At 72.2% G+C, this 20,816-nt stretch carries 19 protein-coding genes; 10 read left to right on the forward strand and 9 right to left on the reverse strand.

Translation table 11 applies throughout. The features are described 5' to 3' along the window. Nucleotides 1-124: 124 nt before the first annotated feature. Nucleotides 125-670, reverse strand: coding sequence for a type 1 glutamine amidotransferase domain-containing protein (locus tag ABGB17_RS02890; RefSeq protein WP_347626114.1), 546 nt, complete (start codon nucleotides 668-670; stop codon nucleotides 125-127). 129 nt (nucleotides 671-799) lie between these two features. Next, complete coding sequence (locus tag ABGB17_RS02895) at nucleotides 800-1,699, reverse strand: helix-turn-helix transcriptional regulator (protein WP_347626320.1); 900 nt, start codon at nucleotides 1,697-1,699, stop codon at nucleotides 800-802. 267 nt (nucleotides 1,700-1,966) lie between these two features. Between ABGB17_RS02895 and ABGB17_RS02900 the strand changes: the two genes are divergently transcribed. Next, nucleotides 1,967-2,461 carry an ATP-binding protein gene (locus tag ABGB17_RS02900; RefSeq protein ID WP_347626115.1) on the forward strand — a complete coding sequence of 165 codons (495 nt, stop codon included), beginning with the start codon at nucleotides 1,967-1,969 and terminating at the stop codon, nucleotides 2,459-2,461. A gap of 93 nt (nucleotides 2,462-2,554) precedes the next feature. Here ABGB17_RS02900 and ABGB17_RS02905 read toward each other — a convergent pair whose 3' ends face one another. Continuing rightward, a complete protein-coding gene (locus ABGB17_RS02905; protein WP_347626116.1) occupies nucleotides 2,555-5,299 on the reverse strand; it encodes an AAA family ATPase in 2,745 nt (914 codons plus the stop codon). A 177-nt stretch (nucleotides 5,300-5,476) separates the two neighbouring features. On the opposite strand from ABGB17_RS02905, the gene dnaK reads away from it, so the two are divergent. From dnaK to ABGB17_RS02935, 6 genes are all read left to right on the forward strand, one after another. Continuing rightward, nucleotides 5,477-7,366, forward strand: a complete 1,890-nt coding sequence (gene dnaK, locus ABGB17_RS02910) for a molecular chaperone DnaK (RefSeq protein WP_347626117.1) — start codon at nucleotides 5,477-5,479, stop codon at nucleotides 7,364-7,366. 2 nt (nucleotides 7,367-7,368) lie between these two features. Beyond that, a complete protein-coding gene (locus tag ABGB17_RS02915) occupies nucleotides 7,369-7,902 on the forward strand; it encodes a nucleotide exchange factor GrpE (protein ID WP_347626118.1) in 534 nt (177 codons plus the stop codon). Between the two features lie 6 nt (nucleotides 7,903-7,908). Then, entirely contained in the window at nucleotides 7,909-8,880 is a 972-nt protein-coding gene (locus tag ABGB17_RS02920; protein ID WP_347626119.1) for a DnaJ C-terminal domain-containing protein, read from the forward strand. Then, the gene (locus ABGB17_RS02925; protein ID WP_347626120.1) at nucleotides 8,877-9,167 is read left to right on the forward strand and encodes a chaperone modulator CbpM; all 291 of its coding nucleotides are present in this window, start codon (nucleotides 8,877-8,879) and stop codon (nucleotides 9,165-9,167) included. The genes ABGB17_RS02920 and ABGB17_RS02925 overlap by 4 nt, the downstream gene beginning before the upstream one ends. A 152-nt stretch (nucleotides 9,168-9,319) precedes the next feature. Next, nucleotides 9,320-9,967 (forward strand): ATP-dependent Clp protease proteolytic subunit, encoded by a 648-nt coding sequence (locus ABGB17_RS02930; RefSeq protein ID WP_347626121.1) that lies wholly within the window; start codon nucleotides 9,320-9,322, stop codon nucleotides 9,965-9,967. After that, nucleotides 9,964-10,590 (forward strand): ATP-dependent Clp protease proteolytic subunit, encoded by a 627-nt coding sequence (locus ABGB17_RS02935; protein WP_347626122.1) that lies wholly within the window; start codon nucleotides 9,964-9,966, stop codon nucleotides 10,588-10,590. The genes ABGB17_RS02930 and ABGB17_RS02935 overlap by 4 nt, the downstream gene beginning before the upstream one ends. Before the next feature lie 62 nt (nucleotides 10,591-10,652). Here ABGB17_RS02935 and glnII read toward each other — a convergent pair whose 3' ends face one another. Next, nucleotides 10,653-11,666 carry a glutamine synthetase gene (glnII, locus tag ABGB17_RS02940; RefSeq protein ID WP_347626123.1) on the reverse strand — a complete coding sequence of 338 codons (1,014 nt, stop codon included), beginning with the start codon at nucleotides 11,664-11,666 and terminating at the stop codon, nucleotides 10,653-10,655. A gap of 513 nt (nucleotides 11,667-12,179) precedes the next feature. Here glnII and ABGB17_RS02945 point away from each other — a divergent pair. Further along, the gene (locus ABGB17_RS02945; protein ID WP_347626124.1) at nucleotides 12,180-12,695 is read left to right on the forward strand and encodes a PaaI family thioesterase; all 516 of its coding nucleotides are present in this window, start codon (nucleotides 12,180-12,182) and stop codon (nucleotides 12,693-12,695) included. 10 nt (nucleotides 12,696-12,705) lie between these two features. Here ABGB17_RS02945 and ABGB17_RS02950 read toward each other — a convergent pair whose 3' ends face one another. From ABGB17_RS02950 to ABGB17_RS02960, 3 genes are all read right to left on the reverse strand, one after another. Continuing rightward, nucleotides 12,706-13,617: an SDR family oxidoreductase gene (locus ABGB17_RS02950; RefSeq protein WP_347626125.1), complete on the reverse strand. Its 912-nt coding sequence runs from the start codon at nucleotides 13,615-13,617 to the stop codon at nucleotides 12,706-12,708. 191 nt (nucleotides 13,618-13,808) lie between these two features. After that, the gene (locus ABGB17_RS02955; protein ID WP_347626126.1) at nucleotides 13,809-15,731 is read right to left on the reverse strand and encodes a hypothetical protein; all 1,923 of its coding nucleotides are present in this window, start codon (nucleotides 15,729-15,731) and stop codon (nucleotides 13,809-13,811) included. Nucleotides 15,732-16,003: 272 nt separating this feature from the next. Next, the gene (locus ABGB17_RS02960; RefSeq protein WP_347626127.1) at nucleotides 16,004-17,080 is read right to left on the reverse strand and encodes a BTAD domain-containing putative transcriptional regulator; all 1,077 of its coding nucleotides are present in this window, start codon (nucleotides 17,078-17,080) and stop codon (nucleotides 16,004-16,006) included. 89 nt (nucleotides 17,081-17,169) lie between these two features. Here ABGB17_RS02960 and ABGB17_RS02965 point away from each other — a divergent pair, with 89 nt between their 5' ends. Together ABGB17_RS02965 and ABGB17_RS02970 are read left to right on the forward strand one after the other, a co-directional pair. Beyond that, a complete protein-coding gene (locus ABGB17_RS02965) occupies nucleotides 17,170-17,769 on the forward strand; it encodes a TetR family transcriptional regulator (RefSeq protein ID WP_347626128.1) in 600 nt (199 codons plus the stop codon). Nucleotides 17,770-17,855: 86 nt separating this feature from the next. After that, the gene (locus ABGB17_RS02970) at nucleotides 17,856-18,524 is read left to right on the forward strand and encodes a hypothetical protein (protein ID WP_347626129.1); all 669 of its coding nucleotides are present in this window, start codon (nucleotides 17,856-17,858) and stop codon (nucleotides 18,522-18,524) included. 513 nt (nucleotides 18,525-19,037) lie between these two features. Here the strand turns inward: ABGB17_RS02970 and ABGB17_RS02975 are convergent. Next, entirely contained in the window at nucleotides 19,038-19,808 is a 771-nt protein-coding gene (locus ABGB17_RS02975) for an ABC transporter permease (protein WP_347626130.1), read from the reverse strand. Next, complete coding sequence (locus ABGB17_RS02980; protein ID WP_347626131.1) at nucleotides 19,805-20,773, reverse strand: ATP-binding cassette domain-containing protein; 969 nt, start codon at nucleotides 20,771-20,773, stop codon at nucleotides 19,805-19,807. Before ABGB17_RS02980 ends, ABGB17_RS02975 begins: the two co-directional genes overlap by 4 nt. Between the last annotated feature and the right edge of the window lie 43 nt (nucleotides 20,774-20,816).

Consider the following 20,816-nt stretch of genomic DNA (forward strand, 5'->3'; position numbering starts at 1 on the left):
TCTAGATCTTTCGTGCCAGGCGACTCGCCCATCTGCGGCGCTTGATGGCGGACAGCATGGCAGACACCGATGGTGCTCACAACGAAGTGTGGTATTCCCGTCCGCGACGCTCTGCCCCGACGGATCAGTCCTCGAAGGCGTCGACCAGGGCCTGGCAGAACGCCTTGAGGTCGTCGGGCTTGCGGCTGGTGATCAGCTTGTTCGGCCCGTTGGCGCACACCATGACCTCCTGGTCGGCCCAGGCCGCCCCGGCGTTGGTCAGGTCGGTCCTCAGGCTCGGCCACGAGGTGATCGCACGGTCCCCGACCACACCGGCCTCGATGAGCGTCCACGGCGCGTGGCAGATCGCGGCGACCGGCTTGCCCGCGTCGAAGAACCCGCGCACGAAGCGCACGGCCTCGTCGTCCATCCGCAGGAAGTCGGGGTTGGCGACGCCGCCGGGCAGCACGAGCCCGTCGTAGTCGGCGGGGCCGCTGTCGCGGACCGTGGTGTCCACCTCGAAGGTGTCACCCCGGTCGAGATGGTTGAACGCCTGCACGCGGCCTGGGTGCGTGGAGACCAGCCGCGGGGTGCCGCCCGCCTGCTCGACGGCCCGCCACGGTTCGGTGAGCTCGACCTGCTCCACCCCCTGCGGCGCCACCAGGAAGGCGATCGTCTTGCCCTGAAGCATGAGTCACTCCTCTGAGCTGCGTTTTCCTCTCTCCTTCCGATTCCGTGCCCGGCAATCAGCCGGGTATGCGCCCGCGGACGCCGTCCCGGAACAGCGCCCGCGGGACGTCCCAGGTCCCTGCCGGGAAAGTCAGTACACATCGAGCAGCGACTCGAGCAGCCGCCGCGACTCGGTGACGGTGGCCGCCTCCACGCACAGGTGGTCCATCACCTTCATGTACGGGTCGGTCTCCTCGCGCTTGTCGAGGTACAGGGCGCTGGTGAGCTGCTCCATGTACACCACGTCCGGCAGGTCGCCCTCATGGAAGCGCAGGATGCTGAACGGCCCGCCCGCCGCCGAGTGGCCGCCCTGCCCGAACGGCACGACCTGCACGGTGACGTTGGGCCGACGCGTCATCTCCAGCAGGTGCTCCACCTGCGCCCGCATGACGCCGGGGCCGCCGAGCGGGCGGCGCAGCGCGGCCTCGTCCACCAGGGCCCAGAGCTTAGGGCCGGTGGGCGCGGTGACCCGCTCCTGGCGGGCCATGCGCAGATCCACCCGGCGGGTCATCTCGTCATCGGAGGCGGAGCAGTGGCCGAGCTGGATGACCGCGCGGGCGTAGTCGGGGGTCTGCAGCAGGCCGGGCACGAACTGGATCTCGTAGGTGCGGATGATCGACGCGGCCTCCTCGAGGCCGACGTACAGCTCGAACCACGTGGGCAGCAGGTCGCTGTACTTGTGCCACCAGCCGGGCGCGTTGGCCTGCCGGGCCAGCCCGAGGAACACGTCCCGCTCGGCGGACTCGCCGACGCCGTACAGGGTGAGCAGGTCGGCCACGTCACGGTCCTTGAAGCCCACCCGGCCGAGCTCCAGCCTGCTGATCTTCGCCTCGGAGGCCCGGATGGCGTGGCCCGCCTGCTCGCGGGTGATGCCCCGGGTGGTGCGCAGCCGGCGAAGCTGCGCGCCGAGCAGGATGCGGAGCGCCGTCGGACCGCCTCCTTGGCGGCCGAGTAGGTGGATGTCCGGTGTGCCGTCCTGACCGAGCGGCATGGCCATGCGGGTCGCTCCCTGGAACATGATTGGGTAAGTCGTCGATGTTCAATCCTGAGGCCCCGCTGGGCCCGGCGACCACCCCATAGAGCCTCTTACTTCTCAGGAGTGCTAAAGCGCGTATTGGGGCCTATACCGGTGTTCTGCCTGGAAAGTTATAGTTTTGCACGTGCAGATGTTCTTGCATATGCCTCGTGCGTGCAGAAAGATTAACTTCTCCAGCGTCATCTGCGCGCCCGCGCGGGAACACGACGTAACGAGGACGTGATGGCCGCACAACCGGTACGCCGGCAGGCAGTCGTACGGGGCGAGGCCCCCTGGTGGCTGCTCCCTTCGGTGGAGGTAGCTCTCTCCAGCCCCACCGGCGCCGAACTGCGGGAACTGGGCCAGACCGCCGCCCCCGTGAAAGAGGCCAGGGACTTCACCGCGGAAACCCTGGCCGGCTGGGGCCTGGACGACCTCTCCGCCGACGCCCGCCTGGTCGTCTCAGAGCTGGTGACCAACGCACTCCGCCACGCCGGCCCCCCCGAAGGCCTCCGCCTCCTCCACCGCTCCACCCACCTGGTCTGCGCCGTCCTGGACCCCGCCGACCACCCGCCGATCCTCACCACCGCCGACCACTTCGCCGAATCCGGCCGCGGCCTGTGGCTGATAGACACCCTGTGCTCCTCCTGGGGCTGGTGCCTTCTCCCCACCCAAGGAAAACTGGTCTGGGCCAGCTTCCTGACCCCCTACGCCACCCACCACCGCACCTCCGCCTGACCCCGCCTCAGCCCCACACCCGCTCGCCCCTGCCCCCCGGGCTGTCGCGCCGGACGCCGCGCCGGCACGCTCGGCGGGGCCCCACGTCCCCCGTCAGGCTCCTTCCTTCCGGCGCCGGTACGGCGGGATCCGGTACGGCGAATCCGGCGCCGCCGTGCGGTGGCCCGCCTCCAGAGCGAGCCGGGTGAGTTCCACCCGCGACGAGATGGCGAGCTTGCGGAAGATCTGCCGCAGGTGGAAGGCGACCGTGTGGGGGCTGATGAACATCTGCTCGGCGACCTGGCGATTCGTCCACCCCTGAGTGACCAGGGACGACACCATCCGCTCGGTGTCCGTGAGACTCTCCCACCCGGTGACGGGCCGCTCGGCGGTCGTCCAGTGCCGATGCCGTACCCCGAGCCGCCGCAGCCGCCGCCGGATCCGGGCCGCGTCCCGCGTGGCCCCAGTGGCGTCGAACAGCCCGAGCGCCCGATCGAAGGCCCGGACAGCCCCACCCCGATCATCCCTGGACAACACCACCCCGAGATCCTCGACAGCCGAGGCCCGCACCCAGGGATCCGGCGCGACCTCAGCGGCCCGCGCCAGAACAGCCGCATCCCCCTCCAGCACCCCCCGGGCATGCGAAGCAGCCGCCCGGACCGCGGGAAACCCCGAGGAAGCCAGCCGCCCGGCCGCCCGCACCACGACCTCCGCGGCCCCCCGATCCCCGCAGGACAACGCCAGCCGCACCAGCCAAGCGGCATCCGAAGGGTCCGCCGCCAGCACCCCAGGGCCGTCCCGCAAGGCGTCGAACACCGGCCGCGCCGAAGCCAGCGCCGCCGGCCCGCCCTCCCCGGCCTCCACCACCTTGACCGACATCAACGACCCGCCGGCGTACGACGACGCGGTACGCAGGTCCCCTCGCCGCAGCGCCACCGTCCCCAGCACGACGGCGGCCCGGGGCACGAACAACAGCGCCCCCAAAGACTCGGCCCGCTCCAGCCCCGCCCGCGCCAGCGTCACCGCCTCCTTGCTGTCACCACACGCCAGCGCGACCCTCGCCCGCACCAGCAAGGGGCACGGCGCCCGCACCCCGTGGTCGAGCGCCTCCACCTCCTCCCCGGCCTCCCGCGCGACCCGCGCCGCCTCGTCCAGCAACCCGGCCGCCACAAGCATCGGCGCCAGCACCAGCCGGGGATGCGCCCGCCGCACGGCCACAGACCCTCCGGCGGCCAGCCGTACCGCCTCCCGCGCCAACCCCACCCCTTCGGCGAGCCGCCCCGAGTTCCACCGCACCCGGGCCAGCACCACCAGAGCCAGGGCCCGCACCGCCTCCCCGTGCTCCGCCCCGGCGAGCACCTCCTCCGCCCGCCGCCCCGCCCGCCCGAGGTCCGGCAACTCCGCCAGGGCACGCAACGACGCCGGTACCGCACGAGACCGCGCACCTCCCGGCAACCCGGGCTCAGCGAGCGCCGTCTCCGCCTCCGCCGCCGCCTCGTCCACCTGCCCCCGCAGCAGCAGCACCCCGGACAACGCCCGCCGCAGCTCGGCCGCCGCCGCCCCGGGCACCGGCCGTGTCAGCGCCGACCGCGCGAGATCCCCGGCCGCCGCGAGCCGTCCCGCCTCCGTCATCGCGTGGATCGCGGTCACCACCCGCGCCAGGCGCCCCGGGTCGGCGAGGTCGCTGAGCCGCACCGCCTGCTCGGCCAGCTCGGCCGCGGCGTTCGGCGACGTGGCCAGCGCCTCGGTCACCGCCTGGTCCAGCCCGTTGAGCGTCCGCGGGTCCCCGGGCCGCGACCCCTCCATCAGGTGCCCGGCCGCCCGCACCGGCGACCCGCCCCGGTCGAGCAGGATCTTCCCGATCTGGTGGTGCAGCGCGTGCCGCACCGGCGACGGGATGGCCGCCACGACGGTCCGCCACACCAGCTCCTGCCGGAACTCCAGCTCGTCCTCGCCGGCCGTGAGGATGCCCGCCCCCACCGCCTCCTCGAACGCGGGCAGCAGCGCGGCGGGGGACGTCCCGAGCAGCTCGGCCGCGTCCTCCGCGCCGAACGACCGCCCGAGCACCGCCGACGCCTCCACCAGATGCCGCGTCTCCTGCCGCAGCCCGGCCAGCCGGTGCCGTACGGCGTCGCGCACCCGCCTCGGCGGCTCGGCACGCCGCAGCCCGGCCCGCCCGCCGCGGATGTCCACGGCGTCCTCCTCGCGCAGCCCGGCCAGCAGCTCCGACAGTAGGAACGCGTTCCCGCCCGCACCCTCGGCCAGCGCCAGCAGGTCCGGCTGCGGCACCGCCCCGAGCACGTCCGCCGCGACCTCGGCCACCGCGTCCCCGCGCAGCGGCCCGAGCGGCACCCGCCGCGCGCCGTGCCGTGCGAGCACGTCGAACAGCCGCTCCGCCTCGTCCCCGCACCCTCCGGTGGCCCTGGCGAGGATCCACGCCACCGGCGCCGGCGCCACCTCCCACTGCAACGTGCGCAGCGCCGCCAGCGTGGCGGTGTCGGCCCACTGCAGATCGTCGAGCACGACCACCACGGGCCGGGTCGCGGCCCGCTTCTCCAGCGCGGTCCGCAGTTGCTCAAGCAGCCACAACCGCGGATCGGAAGTCTCGGGCCACACGGCACACGGCGGCTCCCCGAGCGCCATGAAAAGCGGAGCGAGCGGGATGAACTGCCCTACTTCTTCCGCGCCCCCGGTGACCGGCAGCACCCCACGGCGCGCGGCCTGGGCGGCGGCCTCCGCGAGCAGCAGGCTCCTGCCCGTCCCCGGCTCGCCCTCGATCAGCAGCGTGCCCCCCGTGCCGCCGGAGACCGCGCACAGCAGCCGCTCGACGATCCGCCATTCGGACTCACGTCCACGCATGTCTCCCCCCGGCGTGTGGGGTTCGTTTCCGCGGGGGGAGCCCGGCTCACCTGCGTCTTCCTCCACGGTACAACTACCCGGATTGAGGATGTGGGCCCGGTGGCGGAGGTCCAGTGTCGTAAAGGGTGGGCCGGTTCGTGCGCGGGCCGGCGAGGATCCGGCGGGGAGACGACGATCATGGCCAAGGCAGTAGGCATCGACCTCGGCACCACGAACTCGGTCATCGCGATCACGGAACAGGGGCAGCCCACCGTGATTCCCAACGCCGAAGGGGAACGCACCACCCCGTCGGTGGTCGCCTTCACCCCGGCCGGCGAGCGCCTGGTCGGGCAGCTCGCCCGCCGCCAGGCCATCCTCAATCCGAAGGGCACCATCTACTCCGCCAAGCGGTTCGTCGGCCGCCGGTTCGACGAGGTGCGCAGCGAGATCAACGCGGTGTCGTTCGACGTGGTGCCGGGCCCGGACGACGCGGTCCGGTTCAGGGTCGGCGACAAGCTGTACGCGCCGGAGGAGATCTCCGCGATGGTGCTGCGCAAGCTGGTCGGCGACGCCGCCAAGTTCCTCGGCGAGAAGATCACCGAGGCGGTCGTCACGGTGCCCGCGTACTTCAACGACGCCCAGCGCCACGCCACCAGGGACGCCGGACGCATCGCGGGCCTTGAGGTGCTGCGGATCATCAACGAGCCCACCGCGGCCGCCCTGGCGTACGGCCTGGACCGCAAGGGCGCCGAGACCGTGCTGGTGTACGACCTCGGTGGCGGCACGTTCGACGTCAGCGTGCTGGACATCGGCGAGGGCGTGATCGAGGTGCGCTCCACCGCCGGGGACACCCACCTCGGCGGTGACGACTTCGACCGGCGCGTGGTCGACCACCTCGCCGACGAGTTCCAGCGGCAGGAGGGCATCGACCTGCGCCGCGACCCGCAGGCGCTGCAACGGCTGTTCGAGGCCGCGGAGAAGGCCAAGGTCGAGTTGTCGTCCGTCACGCAGACCACGATCAGCCTGCCGTTCGTCACCGCCGACGCCAACGGGCCGAAACACCTCGGCACCACCCTCATGCGCTCGACGTTCGAGGAGATCACCCACGACCTGGTGGAGCGCACCAGGGAGCCGGTGCGGCAGGCCATGGCGGACGCCAAGCTGTCGCCCGACGACATCGACGAGGTCATCCTCGTCGGCGGCGCCACCCGCATGCCCGCGGTGCAGGAGCTGGTGCGCCGCCTCACCGGCGGCAAGGAGCCGAACATGACGGTCAACCCCGACGAGGTGGTGGCCGACGGCGCCGCCATCCAGGCCGGGGTGCTGAAGGGCGAGGTCAAGGACGTCCTGCTGCTGGACGTCACGCCGCTGTCGCTCGGCGTGGAGACGCTCGGCGGCGTCATGACCAAGGTCCTGGAGCGCAACACCACCATCCCGGCGCGCCGCACCGAGACGTTCAGCACCGCCGAGGACGACCAGTCCGCCGTGGACGTGGTGGTGCTGCAGGGGGAGCGGGAACGCGCGGCCGACAACCGGGCGCTCGGGCGGTTCCGGCTGGAGAACATCCGCCCGGGGCGGCGCGGGGAGCCGCAGATCGAGGTGACGTTCGACGTGGACGCCAGCGGCATACTCAACGTCACCGCCAAGGACAAGGACACCGGCGGTGAGCAGCGCATCACGATCAGCGAGAGCTCCAACCTGGACAAGTCCGAGATCGACCGCATGATGCGCGACGCCGAGCGGCACCGGGCCGAGGACGCCCGGCTGCGTGAGGCCATCGACGCGCGCAACATGCTCGACTCGGCGGCCTACCAGGTGGAGCGGCGGCTGTCGGAGCTCGGCGACGCGGTGCCGGTGCACGAGAAGGCCCGCGCCGAACAGCTCGTCGCCGACGCCCGCCAGGCCGTCAAGGAGGAGGCGCCGGTGGAGCGGCTGCGCGACCTCACCTCCGAGCTGCAGCAGATCGCCCACGGCCTCGCCGCGGCGCGCCCGGCGCAGGAGCCCGCGCCGGGCCGCCCGGAGGCCGGGGCGCGGGCGGGGCGCGGCGACGAGGAGGACGTCATCGACGCCGAGTTCACCGAGGAGTGAACATGAGCGGATACGACGAGGAGCGGACACCGGCGCCGGGGGAGGTGCCTCCCGGGCGCGCCGAGACGCCGGCCGACGGGGGACCGGCCGACGTCCAGAGCGCGGCGGCCAGGCTCGCCGATCTGGAGGACAAGTGGCTGCGGGCCGTCGCCGACCTCGACAACATGCGCAAACGTGTCGCCCGGGACGCCGAGCGGGTCCGCGCCGAGGAACGGGCGCGTGCCGTACGCGAGTGGCTGCCCGTCGTCGACAACCTCGACCTCGCGCTGCGGCACGCCGGCGCCGACCCCGGCAACCTCATCGAAGGGGTGCGTACGGTGCGCGACCAGGCCGTGGCGTTGCTTGAACGGCTCGGCTACCCCCGTAACGACGAGGCCGGGGTGCCGTTCGACCCCGGCCTGCACGAGGCCGTCGGCACCGTCCCGGCCCAGGGCACCGCGCCGGGCACGGTGGCCGAGGTGGTGCGGCCCGGGTACGGCGAGGGGGACCGGCAGTTGCGCCCGGCGACGGTGCTGGTCGCCACGGCGCCGGAGTGAGGCCGTATGGCGGCGCGCGATCTGTACGAGGTCCTCGGGGTGCCGCGGACGGCGAGCCGCGAGGAGATCCAGCGCGCGTACCGCAAGCTGGCCCGCGCCCACCACCCCGACGTGAACAGGGACCCCGGCGCGGAGGAGCGGTTCAAGGACATCGCCGAGGCCTGGGACGTGTTGTCCGACCCCGCCAAGCGGCGCCGCTACGACGCGTTCGGCCCGGACTGGCGCTCGGTGCCCGAGGACGTCGACCCCGAGGCGTGGACCAGAGCCCAGGCGGGCCGCGGCGCATGGGCCGGCACGGGTGCGAGACGCGGGACAGGTACGGGTGCGGGCGGCAGGGTCGCCGGCGGTCCCGGTCCCGGTCCCGGTCCCGGTTTCGGGTACGGCTTCGGGGGTTTCGGGCCGGACGTCGATCTCGCGGACCTGTTCGGCGGGAACTGGGGGCCGGTGCCCGGCGCCGACCAGGAGGCCGAGATCACCATCGGGGTGGACGAGGCGTACCGCGGGGGCCGTCGCGCCGTCACCCTGCGGGGCCCTGGCGGCCCGCGCACCCTGCACGTCACCATCCCGCCCGGCGTCACCGACGGGCAGCGCATCCGCCTCGCCGGGCAGGGCGGCCGGGGCGACGGCGGGCGTCCGGGGGACCTGTACCTGATCGCCCGGATCTCCGACCCCCGGTACCGCGTGCAGGGCCGCGACCTGTACGTGCCGCTGCCGCTCACCCCGTGGGAGGGCGCGCTCGGCGCCACCGTCGCCCTGGACACCCCCGGCGGCGAGGCCAAGCTCAAGGTCCCGCCCGGCACCTCCACCGGCCGCCGCCTGCGCCTGCGCGGCCGCGGCCTGCCGAACCCCCGCGGCGCGCCCGGCGACCTGTACGCCGAGGCGCGGATCATGGTGCCCCCGCGGCTCACCGACGAGGAGCGGCGGCTGTACGAGCGGCTCGCCGACGTGTCGTCCTTCACCCCGAGGAGGAACCCGTGACCACCGCGCTCACCCGCATACCCGGCCTCAGCCTGGAGCAGTTCGCCCGGGCCGGCGGCCTGCACCCCGACCAGGTGCGGCGCCTGGTCGCGCTCGGCCTGCTCGATCCGCTCGGCGGGGCCGAGTTGCGGTTCGCGCCGTCCCAGCTCGTCGTGCTCGGGCGCATCGAACGGCTGCACGCGGGCCTGTGCGTCAACTACGCCTCACTGGGGCTCGTCATGGACCTGCTCGACCGGGTCGCGGAATTGGAGGCGGCGTTGCGGCTGGCACGGTCGCGGTGGCCGTGATAAATGTCAATGTAAATACGTCGAGGGCGTAATACGCGTGACGCGTAATCCGCTTTCCGCGAAAATGTGCCGACGGTGAAACGGACGCCGTGAGCGCCTTTTTTCTGGAAGTGTTGAGGCTGCATTCGACCTCCGGAAGGAAAGCAGGCCCCATGAACGTCTCCCCGCGCCCCCACCCGTCCGGCCGCGTCATCTCCACCGCCACCACCACCAGCGACTACGCCCCCGCGGTGCCCTACGAACCAGTCGGCCGGCGGCTGCTGCGAGAACGCATCATCTTCCTCGGGCAGGAGGTGGACGACGAAATCGGCAACCGCATCTGCGGCGAATTGCTGCTCCTCGCGGCCGAGGACCCGCAGCGCGACATTTTCCTTTACATCAACTCGCCGGGCGGCTCGGTGAGCGCCGGCATGGCCATTTACGACATGATGGAATATGTCCCTAACGACATCTCCACCGTCGGCATGGGCCTCGCCGCGTCCATGGGCCAGTTCCTGCTCTGCGCCGGCACCCCCGGCAAGCGGTACGTCCTGCCGCGGGCCCGCATCATGATGCACCAGCCCTCCGGCGGCATCGGCGGCACCGCGTCCGACATCAGGATCCAGGCCGAGCAGATGATCCACACCAAGCGGACCCTGGCCGCCCTCATCGCCCGCCACACCGGCCAGCCCGTCGAGCGCATCGAGGCCGACTCCGACCACGACCGCTGGTTCACCGCGGAGGAGGCCAAGGAGTACGGCTTCGTCGACCACGTGGTGTCGACCGCCCGCAACGTCCCGTCCGCCGGGCCGGTCTCATGAAGGACGCCGACGTGATCCCCATCCACGGCCGCTACGTCATGCCGACGTTCACCGAGCGCACGTCGTACGGCGTCAAGGAGATGAACCCGTACAACAAGCTCTTCGAGGACCGCATCATCTTCCTCGGCGTGCAGATCGACGACACCTCGGCCAACGACGTGATGGCGCAGCTCCTCACCCTGGAGTCCCTCGACCCCGACCGCGACATCAGCATCTACATCAACTCGCCGGGCGGCTCGTTCACCGCGATGGCGGCCATCTACGACACCATGCAGTTCGTGCGCCCGGACATCCAGACGGTGTGCATCGGCCAGGCGGCGTCGGCGGCGGCCGTGCTGCTCGCGGCCGGCACGCGGGGCAAGCGGGCGGCGCTCGCCCGGTCACGCGTGCTGCTGCACCAGCCGTCCATGGACGGCAGTTTCGGCTCGTCCAGCGACCTGGAGATCCAGGCACGGGAGATCGTGCGGCTGCGCACGATGCTGGAGGAAATGGTGGCGCGCCACTCCGACCGGCCCGTCGAGACCGTCCGCGCCGACATCGAACGCGACAAGATCTTCACCGCCGAGCAGGCCAGGGCGTACGGCCTGATCGACGACATCTTCGTCAGCAGAAAACGTCCGTGACACGAGCAGACAGGGGGTGCCGCGCCGCACCCCCTGTCATGTCTCTGTGACGCCTCGGCGGGTCAGACCTGGCCGGCCTTCTCCAGGGCCGAGCAGCAGGTGTCCACGATCAGCCGGGTGACCACGTACGGGTCGGCGTTGGCGTTCGGCCGACGGTCCTCGATGTACCCCTGCTTGTCCACCTCGACCTGCCACGGGATGCGCACCGACGCGCCGCGGTTCGACACGCCGTAGCTGTACTCGCTCCACGGCGCGGTCTCGTGCATGCCGGTGAGACGGTGCTGGATGTCCGCGCCGTACCCCGCGATGTGCTCCTGAGCCTTCTCGCCGAGCGCCTCACACGCCGTGATGATCGCGTCGTACGACGACCGCATGGCCTGCGTGGAGAAGTTGGTGTGCGCGCCCGCGCCGTTCCAGTCGCCCTTCACCGGCTTGGGGTCGAGCGTGGCCGCCACCTCGAACTCCTCGGCGATGCGGTACAGCAGCCACCGCGCCACCCAGAGCTGGTCCGCGACCGCCACCGGCCCCGCCGGGCCGACCTGGAACTCCCACTGCCCCGGCATGACCTCGGCGTTGATGCCGGAGATGGCCAGCCCCGCCGCCAGGCAGGCGTCCAGGTGCGCTTCGACGATCTCGCGCCCGTACACCTCGTCCGCCCCGACCCCGCAGTAGTAGAACCCCTGCGGCGCCGGGAACCCGCCCGCCGGGAAGCCCAGCGGCCGCCCGTCCTTGAAGAAGGTGTACTCCTGCTCGATCCCGAACCAGGAGTCCTGATCCGCGTACCGCTCCGCCACCGGCGTGAGCTTGGCCCGGGTGTTGGTCGGATGCGGCGTCATGTCCGTGAGCAGCACCTCGGAGAGCACGAGCACATCGTCCCCGCCGCGGATCGGGTCCGGGCAGACGAACACCGGCTTGAGCACGCAGTCGGATGCCTTGCCCGGAGCCTGGTTCGTGCTGGACCCGTCGAACCCCCAGGTAGGCGGCTCGGCCCCATCCGCGACAATCTTCGTCTTGGACCGAAGGCGCGCCGTCGGCTCAGTCCCGTCGATCCAGATGTACTCGGCCTTGTAGGTCACGTCGATCCCTTCGACATCTCGGGCAACAACACGCGATGCGCAACGCCGAGGCTGTCAACCCGCCGTTTCCCGCCTGTTGCCCATATATGAACACCATGTGAAATGGCCCAGGAACCCTACGTGTCCTTCCTCACACATCCCCCCAGCTAAACCCCCACTTTCCATCAAGATCACCACCCGCAGGCCCTCCCACACACCCCCTTTTCGGCCTTCCTTGACCTGTCGGCCTTCCTTGACCTGTCGGCCTTCCTTGACCTGTCGGCCTTCCCCGACCTGCCGGCCGGCCGATGCGCGGTGAGGGGCCCGCATTTCCGGCCCTCCTGCGTCAGCCCCGATCCGGCGCCGACGCGGTGGGACGTGGTACGGCGTTTACGGCGCCGCCGTACGGTGGCCGGCCGGCCCAGGCACCCACCGGGGGGCTGCGTCTTGTTTTCGAACCGTGCTGTGGCAGAGTTTCGTGGTACGTCACCCGCCGATGGGTGCAAGGCAGCCACCCAGCCCGAGGGAGCCCGCATGACCTCCGCCCCGGACCAGATCGAGACCCACCGCCACCGCGAGTACACATGGAACGACCCCATGATCACGGCGATGGGTGGCCGGGACCTGGACGGCATGTCCGCACTCAAAGCGATCGTGGACGGCACCCTCCCGGCACCCCCCATAGCGATCGCCCTGGGATTCGACCTGGAAACCGCTGACCCCGGCCACGCCGTGTTCGCCTTCACCCCCGCCGAGTACCACTACAACCCCATCGGCTCGGTCCACGGCGGCGTCTTCGCCACCCTGCTGGACTCCGCCGCGGGCTGCGCCGTCCATTCGATGCTCCCCGCGGGCGTCCGCTACACCACGCTCGACCTCAACGTGAAGTACCTCCGCCCCATCACCACCCAGACAGGCCGGGTGAGGGCCATCGGCACGGTCACTCACCTGGGCACCCGCACCGCCCTGGCCGAAGCGAAACTGCAGGACGAAGGCGGCCGCCTCCTGGCCACCGCGACCAGCAGTTGCCTCATCATCCGTCCCACCTGACCAAAGAACATCACGCCTGGAAGTAGTGCCCCTTGTCGAGATCGTCGATGAGCCCGATCTGCGTCGGCCGCCACCCCAGCAGCTCGCGGGTCAGCGCACTTGAAGCGGGGCTGTCCGCCGAGAGGTAAGCCCCCAGCCACCCGAAATGCTCACCCGCGTCCTCGGGACGGACCGAGACCACCGGCAGATCCAGGTGCCGCCCGATCACCTCGGCGACGTCAAGAAGGGGCACCCCCTCGTCCGCGACCCCATGCAGCACCGACCCCGCCGGTGCCTGCTCCAGCGCCAGCCGGAAAAGGTTCGCCGCGTCGATCCGGTGCGCCGCGGGCCACCGTTGCGACCCGTCCCCGACGTACCCGGAGACGCCACGGCCGCGCGCGACGCCGATCAGAACCGCCATGAACCCCTTGTCCCCCTGGCCGTGCACCGTCGGGGGGAGCCGCAGGGCCGAGGAGCGCACACCGCGGGAGGCGAAAGCGATCGCCGCCCGCGCGGTCCCCTGCCGGGTCCGCAGGCCGGTCTCCGGGATCTCCCCCGCCGAGTCCCGCTCGGTCGCCACCCGCCCCGGTGTCAGCCCGAGCATCCCGGACGCGAGGACGAACGGCCGGTCGGAGCCCGCGAGCGCCTCACCGAACGTGTCCACGGCCAGGCGATCCGCGCCGGCGGCCCCCGCGAAGTCGCCGGAGAAGGCGACGTCGTGCTTGAACGCCAGATGGATCACCCCGTCCGCCGCCTCGGCCCCCCGCCGCAGCTCGTCGAGATCGTCGATGGTGCCACGCCTGACCTGTGCCCCCGCCGCGGTGAGCGCGGCGGCCGAGGCGTCCGACCTCGCCAGCCCGATGACCTCGTGCCCCGCGCCGATCAGCTCGGGAACGACGGCGGACCCGATCCACCCGGACGCGCCGGTGACGAAAACGCGCATGAGAAGCACTCCAAGACGTTGATGTCAGTGACTGTCATCAACATAACACTGATGTCAGTAACTGTCATCAAGTCGCCCAGGCGTGCCGGCGGCGTGTGCGGGTGATGTGCGGGCCATGCCAGAGCGCCGCCGCAGTGTGCGTGTCGAGCGTCGCGCCCGCACGACGCCGGTCCGAGACGGAAGTTCTTTCCTCAGAAGGTCGGGCTCATGGACGGGCCGCACACCCGCGCCGGACCGTCCGGTTCCCGGCGCAGGCGCGCCGGATCGACCTGGAGCGAGGCCGTCTTCCCGTCCATCCGCCAGCCGTCCTGGTACGCCGCGGCGAAGACGTCCTCGCCCAGCGCCGCGCGGCCGCGGGCGGCCATCGCCTGGATCTGCCGGTCGCTGAGGTCGTGCGTGCCGCGCAGCCGGGCCGCCGCGCCGAGCAACAGGGCCACGTCCCGGTGCCGCCCCAGCAGCCCGGCCAGCCCGGCCCCGGTCACCGCGACCATCGCCATGATCGGCAGGTCCCGGCTTTCCAGGGCCGCCACGTACGCCCGGGCCAGCGCCACCTCGGCACCCGCGGCGTCGCCTTGCCGCACGCACAGCGAGGCCCGCACCGAGCCGACGATCGCCGCGCCGTACTCGCCGCCGGCCGGGGCCCCGTCGGCCATCCCCGCTTCGGCCGCCTCGATGCGGACCCGCGCACGCTCCGGGTCGCCGAGCCGCAGCCACGTGCCGGCCTCCAGAGCGCCGACGATGACGACCAGCTCCGGCGACGCCGAGCGCTCGGCCCGCTCGCGGACCGCGTCGAGCATCGCCCTCGCCCGGGCGTCCTCGCCCCGCCGCAGGTAGAGGTCGATCCAGCGCACGTCGAGGAAGATCTCGTCGGCCAGGCTCAGCGACCCGAACTCCCGCGCCAGTGCCCGCGCCTCGCGCAGGTCCGCCAACGCGCCGTCGAGGTCCCCGTCGTACTGCCGCAGCAGCGCGCGCGTCGGCAGCACGGCGGCCAGGCCCCAGCGGTCGCCGGCCCGGCCGAAAGCGTCGAGCGCGGCGGCCACGTCGGCGCGTACCTGGTCGAGGTCGCCCTGGTTCTCGGCGAACGAGGCCCGGAACATGTGGGCCAGCCCGGACATCCAGACGTCGGGACCCTCGGCGAGACGCCGGACCAAGGCCAGCGACGCCTCGTGTTCCCGCAGGAAGTGGAGCGTGATCGCGGCCAGGACGCCCGCGAATCCCGGCAGCGAGGGGTGGGCGAGCAGGCGATCGGCCAAGGCCCGCAGCGCGGGTTCGTTCTCGTGCAGGCCGTCGGCGCTCAGCGGGGAGCGGGCGTTGACGCGGTTGAGCAGGAGCATCGCCTCCGCGGTGTCGCGGTCCGGCGTGTGCCCCGCGGCGGGCAGCGCCAGCGCCTGCCCGTGCCAGTACGCCGCCTCGGCGTGCCGGCCGAGTATCTGCCAGTACCAGGAGAGGTCCATGGCGAGCGTGACGGCCGCGGTGGCGTCACCGGTGTCGCACAGGTGGCGCAGGGCGGCGATCGCGTTGTCGTACTCGGCACGGATCACGCGCAGCGCGGCGAGCTGACCGGGGCCGCGCAGCAGTGGGTCCTCGCGGGCGACCAGCCCGGCCAGGTGGCGGGCGGCGAGATCGCGGACGGCGCCGAGCGCGCCCCGGTCGGCGAGCCGCTCGATGCCGTACTCGCGCAGGGTCTCCAGCATCCGGTAGCGGCCCGCGTCGGGCGCCAGGAGCAGCAGCGACTTGTCGACCAGGGCGGCGAGCAGCTCGGGGACCTCGCCAGGGAGCACCGCGGTGCCGGCGCAGACCGCCGCGGCCGACTCCGGCGTCACGCCACCGGGCAGGACCGAGACCCGCTCGGCCACCGTACGCTCGTTCTCGCCGAGCAGATCCCAGCTCCACGCGATGACGGCGCGCAGCGTGCGATGCCGCGGTGCCGCGGCCCGGCTGCCCGTGGTGAGCAGCCGGAACCGGTCGGACAACCCGGCGGCGAGCTCGGGCAGCGACAGGGTCCGCAGCCGGGCCGCGGCCAGCTCCAGCGCGAGCGGCATGCCGTCCAGGCCGCGCACCAGCCGGACCACGTCCGCGCGCGTCCGCTCGTCGACGTCGAAACCGGGGCGCACCGCCGCGGCCCGTTCGGTGAACAGGCGAACCGACGCGCTGCGGCGGATGTCGTCGAGGCCGTCGCCGGGGCCCGGCAGCGCCAGCGGGCCAGCGGGACCAGCGCCTCGCCGTCGATCGCGAGCGGCTCACGGCTCGTCGCCAGCACCCGCAGCCCGGCGCAGCGCGGCAGCAGCGCCGCGATCAGGTGCGCGACCGCGTCGATCAGGTGCTCGCAGTTGTCCACCACGAGCAGGCTCTCCCTGCCGTTGAGCCGGTCGGCCAGCACGTTGAGCTAGCTGCCCTCGGCCCGCATCCGGCCGGAGGCCTCGAACAGCGCGGCGCCGCGCAGCCCGATCGCGTCCAGCATCGCCGCGCCGGCCTTGGCGGGCTCGGTGACCGCGGCCAGGTCGACCAGCCAGGTGCCGTCGCGGTACTCGTGGCGGTGGCGGCGGCCCGCCTCGACCGCGAGCCGGGTCTTGCCGGCCCCGCCCGGCCCGACCACCGTGACGAGGCGCCCGCGGGCGAGCAGCGTGCCGACACGGGCGAGGTCGTCGTCGCGCCCGACGAAACTGGTCAGGGCGGCGGGCAGATTGCTCGCGGGCACCTCGCGCCGGGCCTCGGGAGCCGGCGACCGGAGCAGGCGCAGGTGGCGCTCGCGCAGCGCGGCGCCGGGGTCGGCGCCGAGCCGTTCTGCGAGGGTCTCGCGCACCCGTTCGTACAGGTCAAGGGCGTCGGCCTGGCGGCCCTGGGCGGCCAGCGCGTCCATCAGCAGCGCGGCCACCCGCTCGTCCGCCGGGTGCTCGGCCAGCAGGGCGGCCAGCCGGGTGGCGGCGTCGTCGGGACGGCCGAGCTCCAGCTCCGCCTCGGCCAGCTCCGTGCCCGCCTCGACCGCGGCGCGGACCAGCCGCGTCGCGACCGCCGGGGCGACCGCGGCGATCACCGAGGGCTCGCCGTAGAGCGCGACCGCCTCGCCGAGCAGCCCCGCCGCCGTCCGGGGGTCACCCGCCCGCAGCCGGTCACGGCCGTACGCGGCCAGCCGCTCGAACCGCAGCGCGTCGACGTCGTCCTCCGTGACGCCGAGGCGGTAGCCGCCGCCCTCGGACCGTGTGACCGTGCCGGCCGCGCCGAGCAGCCGGCGCAACCGGGATACCAGTGACTGCAGCGCGTTCACCGGGTCAGCCGGGAGCCGCTGCGGCCACAGCGCGTCGACCAGGACACCCGGTTCGACCGGCCGGCCGCCGGCCAGCGCCAGCCGCGCGACCAGGCCGCGGAGCCGGGCACCGGGAACGGCCACCACGGCGTCGCCGCGGCACACCTGGAGGGCGCCGAGCAGCGTCACCCGCAGGCGGGTCTCCTCGTTCCCGTGCACCGCCCGATTCTCCCGCGTACCGCCCGCAGGCCCCAACCCGCCCTTTCCCGGCACTGATGTCAGTCACTGTCACCCAGTAGGATTCCGGCATGGGTCGATGGGAGCCGAACGCGCGCGGCCGCCTGGAAGAAGCCGCGCTCGACCTCTACATCGAGCGCGGGTTCGAGCAGACCACAGTGGCCGAGATCGCCAAACGGGCCGGCCTGACCGAACGCACCTTCTTCCGTCACTTCGCCGACAAACGCGAGGTCCTGTTCGGAGGCTCAGGCGAACTGCAGGAGCGCCTCGTGGACGCCGTCACTGCCGCGCCCGGCGCCGCGACGCCGATCGACACGATAACCGCGGCCCTGGAGGCCGTCGGCACCCTGTTCGCGGACCGCCACGAAAAGTCCCAACGCCGCCAGTCCGTCATCTCCGCGAACCCCGAACTCCAGGAACGCGAGCTGATCAAGCTCGCGAGGCTGTCCAGAGCCCTCGCCGACGCGTTGCGCCACCGCGGCGTCCCCGACCCCGCCGCGAGCCTGGCCGCCGAAGCGGGCATCACCGTCTTCCGGGTCGCGTTCGAACGCTGGATCGCCGGCACCGGCCGCCCCGACCTCACCGCCCTCATGCGCGAGTCACTCGACCAACTGAAAGCGGTCACCGCGGGCCAGGCGCCGTCCCTCACATCCTCGAACCCGCTGGGTTGAGTAGGGGCCTACTCATGAGCCCCCCTCTGACCAGGGCTATCACTGAGGGACCAAGCACCACGCCGTCCCAGGGGGGACCACCCGTCATGAGCAAGCCCTACCTGAACCCGTCCGAGTTCACCGAAACCCAGCGCCAAATCCTCCTCGGCAGCGCCGCGGAGATGCTCCACTCGGCCTCCCTGGCCGAGATCACCTCCGCCGGCTACGACTCCGCCCCGTACGGCACCAAGAACATCCCCACCGACACCGCCCTGGCCGAACTCGCCGCCATGCCAGAAGCCGCCCACTGGACCGACCACCTCCGCCCCCCGAACCGGGAAGACGCCCCCGAGAGCTTCGCCCTCCCCTCCATCCAAGCCTCCGGCCAAATCGTCTTCGGCGGCGGCGTCCCCGTAGGCGGCTGGACCACCATCGCCCTCTTCCCCAACGGCGCCTTCAACTACAGCGGCCACTTCCACGTCTCCGGAGCCCCCAGCTACAACGTAGCCCTCACCTGGGTAGTAACCACCCGAGACGGCAACCCCGCCTTCAGCCTCCCCATCCGCGGCCGAGTCCACGGCACCTTCGAACCCGGCTCCCGAGACTTCGACTGGAACCACAGCGGCCTCAACCCCGCCCTCGCCGCCGCCTGGCCCGAACTCTCCGCCGGCTACCGCTGGCAATGGAACGCCGGCGCCAACATAGACATAGGCGCCCTAATCAGCACCGCCAGCCGCGCCATAGGCGTAGTCGGCTCCATCATCGCCCTCCTCTAACCAACCCCACCGCTGGCGGCGCCCATCCCGCCGTCCCCGCCCCTCCCCCCGCTGAGCTGTCTTATCGGCGCCGGTACGGCGCGAGGTGGTACGGCGAATCCGGCACCGCCGTACGGCGCTCAGCCGGGCTCCACGCTGACCGCCCAGGTTCTCACCACCCCGCCTGCCGAGCTGTCTCATCGGCGCCGGTACGGCGGGAGGTGGTACGGCGAGTGCGGCGCCGCCGTACGGCGCTCAGAGCCGAGCCCACGCTGACCGCCCAGTTCCTCACCACCCCGCCTGCTGAGCTGTCTCATCGGCGCCGGTACGGCGGGAGGTGGTACGGCGAATCCGGCGCCGTGTACGGCGCCAGGCTTCTCACCCGTCCCGGCGCAGCAGTACCAGACACTCCTCCGCCGCACGTCCAAGCACCAGTACGGCGGACTCCCACAGGCGGAACCAGGCGCCGCCGGTACGGCGCCCACCCGCCCCGGCCCTGCGCGGAATCCTCCTCCCGCGCAGGGCCGGCCACACTCAAACCCCCCGCCGCATGGCCCGGGTCCCGATCGCCAGCCCGACCACCGCCACCGCGCCCGCACACAACAGGCCGTACACAACCGACATGTCCGCCACCCGCCCCGCGAACAACGCCCGCTCCGCCTCGGCGATGTACCGCACAGGATTCGCCGCCGCCGCCACCCGCAACCACGACGGCCCCGACTCCACCGGCAACAACAGCCCGGACAACAGCACGATCGGGAACAACACCATCTGCGTGACCCCCCAGAACAGATCACCCCCAGGCCGCGACGCGATCGCGAGCGCGAACGACAACGCCCCGAGCCCGACCCCGAAGACGACCAGCAGCCCCAGCCCCACGAGCACCCCGTGCACCGAGGGCCGGAACCCCAGCGGGACCGCCAGCACGATGATCAGCCCCGCCTGGAACAGCAGAATCACGAACTCCTTCAGAGTCCGCCCCACAAGCATCGCCACCCGATTGAGCGGCGTCACCAGCATCCGCTCCAGCGACCCGCCCATCAGCTCCACCAGCAGCGAATACCCCGCCATCATCGGCCCGGTCAGGCACATCATCACCAGAATCCCCGGCACGAACCACTGCCAGGACGCGCCCCCTCGCACCCCCTCCAACATCGACCCGAACAGAAAGAGGAACAGCAACGGCTGCCCCATCGTGAAGACCAGCACAACCGGCCCTCGCAACACCGGCATGAACTCCCGGGAGAACACAGTGCCGGTGTCCCTGAGAAACTTCCGCACTTCTTCCGCAGCAGCACCGCTCACGGCCCCGCCACCTCCTCGCTCTCCCGCAGAGTCCGCCCGGTCAACGCCAGGAACACGTCATCCAACGTGGGCCGCGCCGTCTCCGCCGACCGCACCTTCACCCCCGCGGCTTCCAGCGCCCGCAGATACTCCGGCAACATCGACGCCGCCCACGGCACCCGCAGCCGTACGACCCCACCGTCCACCACGACTTCGCTCGGCCCCGCCACCCGCTCCGCGATCTCCGCCGCCCGCCCTCCGAGCCCGTCCTCCACCCCGACCGTCACCCGGTCGCCGGCGAGCTCCCCTTTGAGCGCCTCAGCCGTCCCGTCCGCGATGATCCGCCCCTGATCGATGATCACTACCCGCTCCGCCATACTGTCGGCCTCTTCGAGATAGTGAGTGGTAAGGAAAATCGTCGTCCCATGCCGCTCCCGCAGCCGCAGGATGTGCCCCCAGATATCAGCCCGGCTCTGCGGATCCAACCCGGTGGACGGCTCGTCCAGGAACAACAACTCCGGCCGATGTACCAACCCCAACGCGATATCGAGCCGCCGCCGCTGCCCCCCGGACAACGTCCCAGGCGTCCGCGCAGCCATCGGCTCCAACTCCAGCAGCCCCAGCACCTCATCGGCCCGCGCCCGCGCCGCCGCCCGGCTCATCCCGTAAGCCCGCCCCTGACTGACCAGCTCATCCCGAACCCGAAATCCTTCCCCGGCCCCGTTCTTCTGCCCCACGTATCCGATCCGCCCCCGCACCCCCGCCGGATCCCGAACCACATCCCGCCCTGCTACCACCGCCGTCCCCGAGGTAGGCCGCAACAGGGTCGTCAACATCCGCAGACAGGTCGACTTCCCCGCCCCATTGGGCCCGAGGAACGCCACCAGTTGCCCCTGCTCCACATCCAGATCAACCCCCCGAACCGCCTCCACCACACCCCGCCGTTTGACCTTGAACCGCCGAGCCAGTCCCCGGGCATGGATCATCGCCCCTCCTCCTCATCCGATCAGTGCCGACTTCCAGGCATGG

This window comes from Sphaerisporangium sp. B11E5, assembly GCF_039871875.1.
Taxonomy (GTDB): Bacteria; Actinomycetota; Actinomycetes; order Streptosporangiales; family Streptosporangiaceae; genus Sphaerisporangium.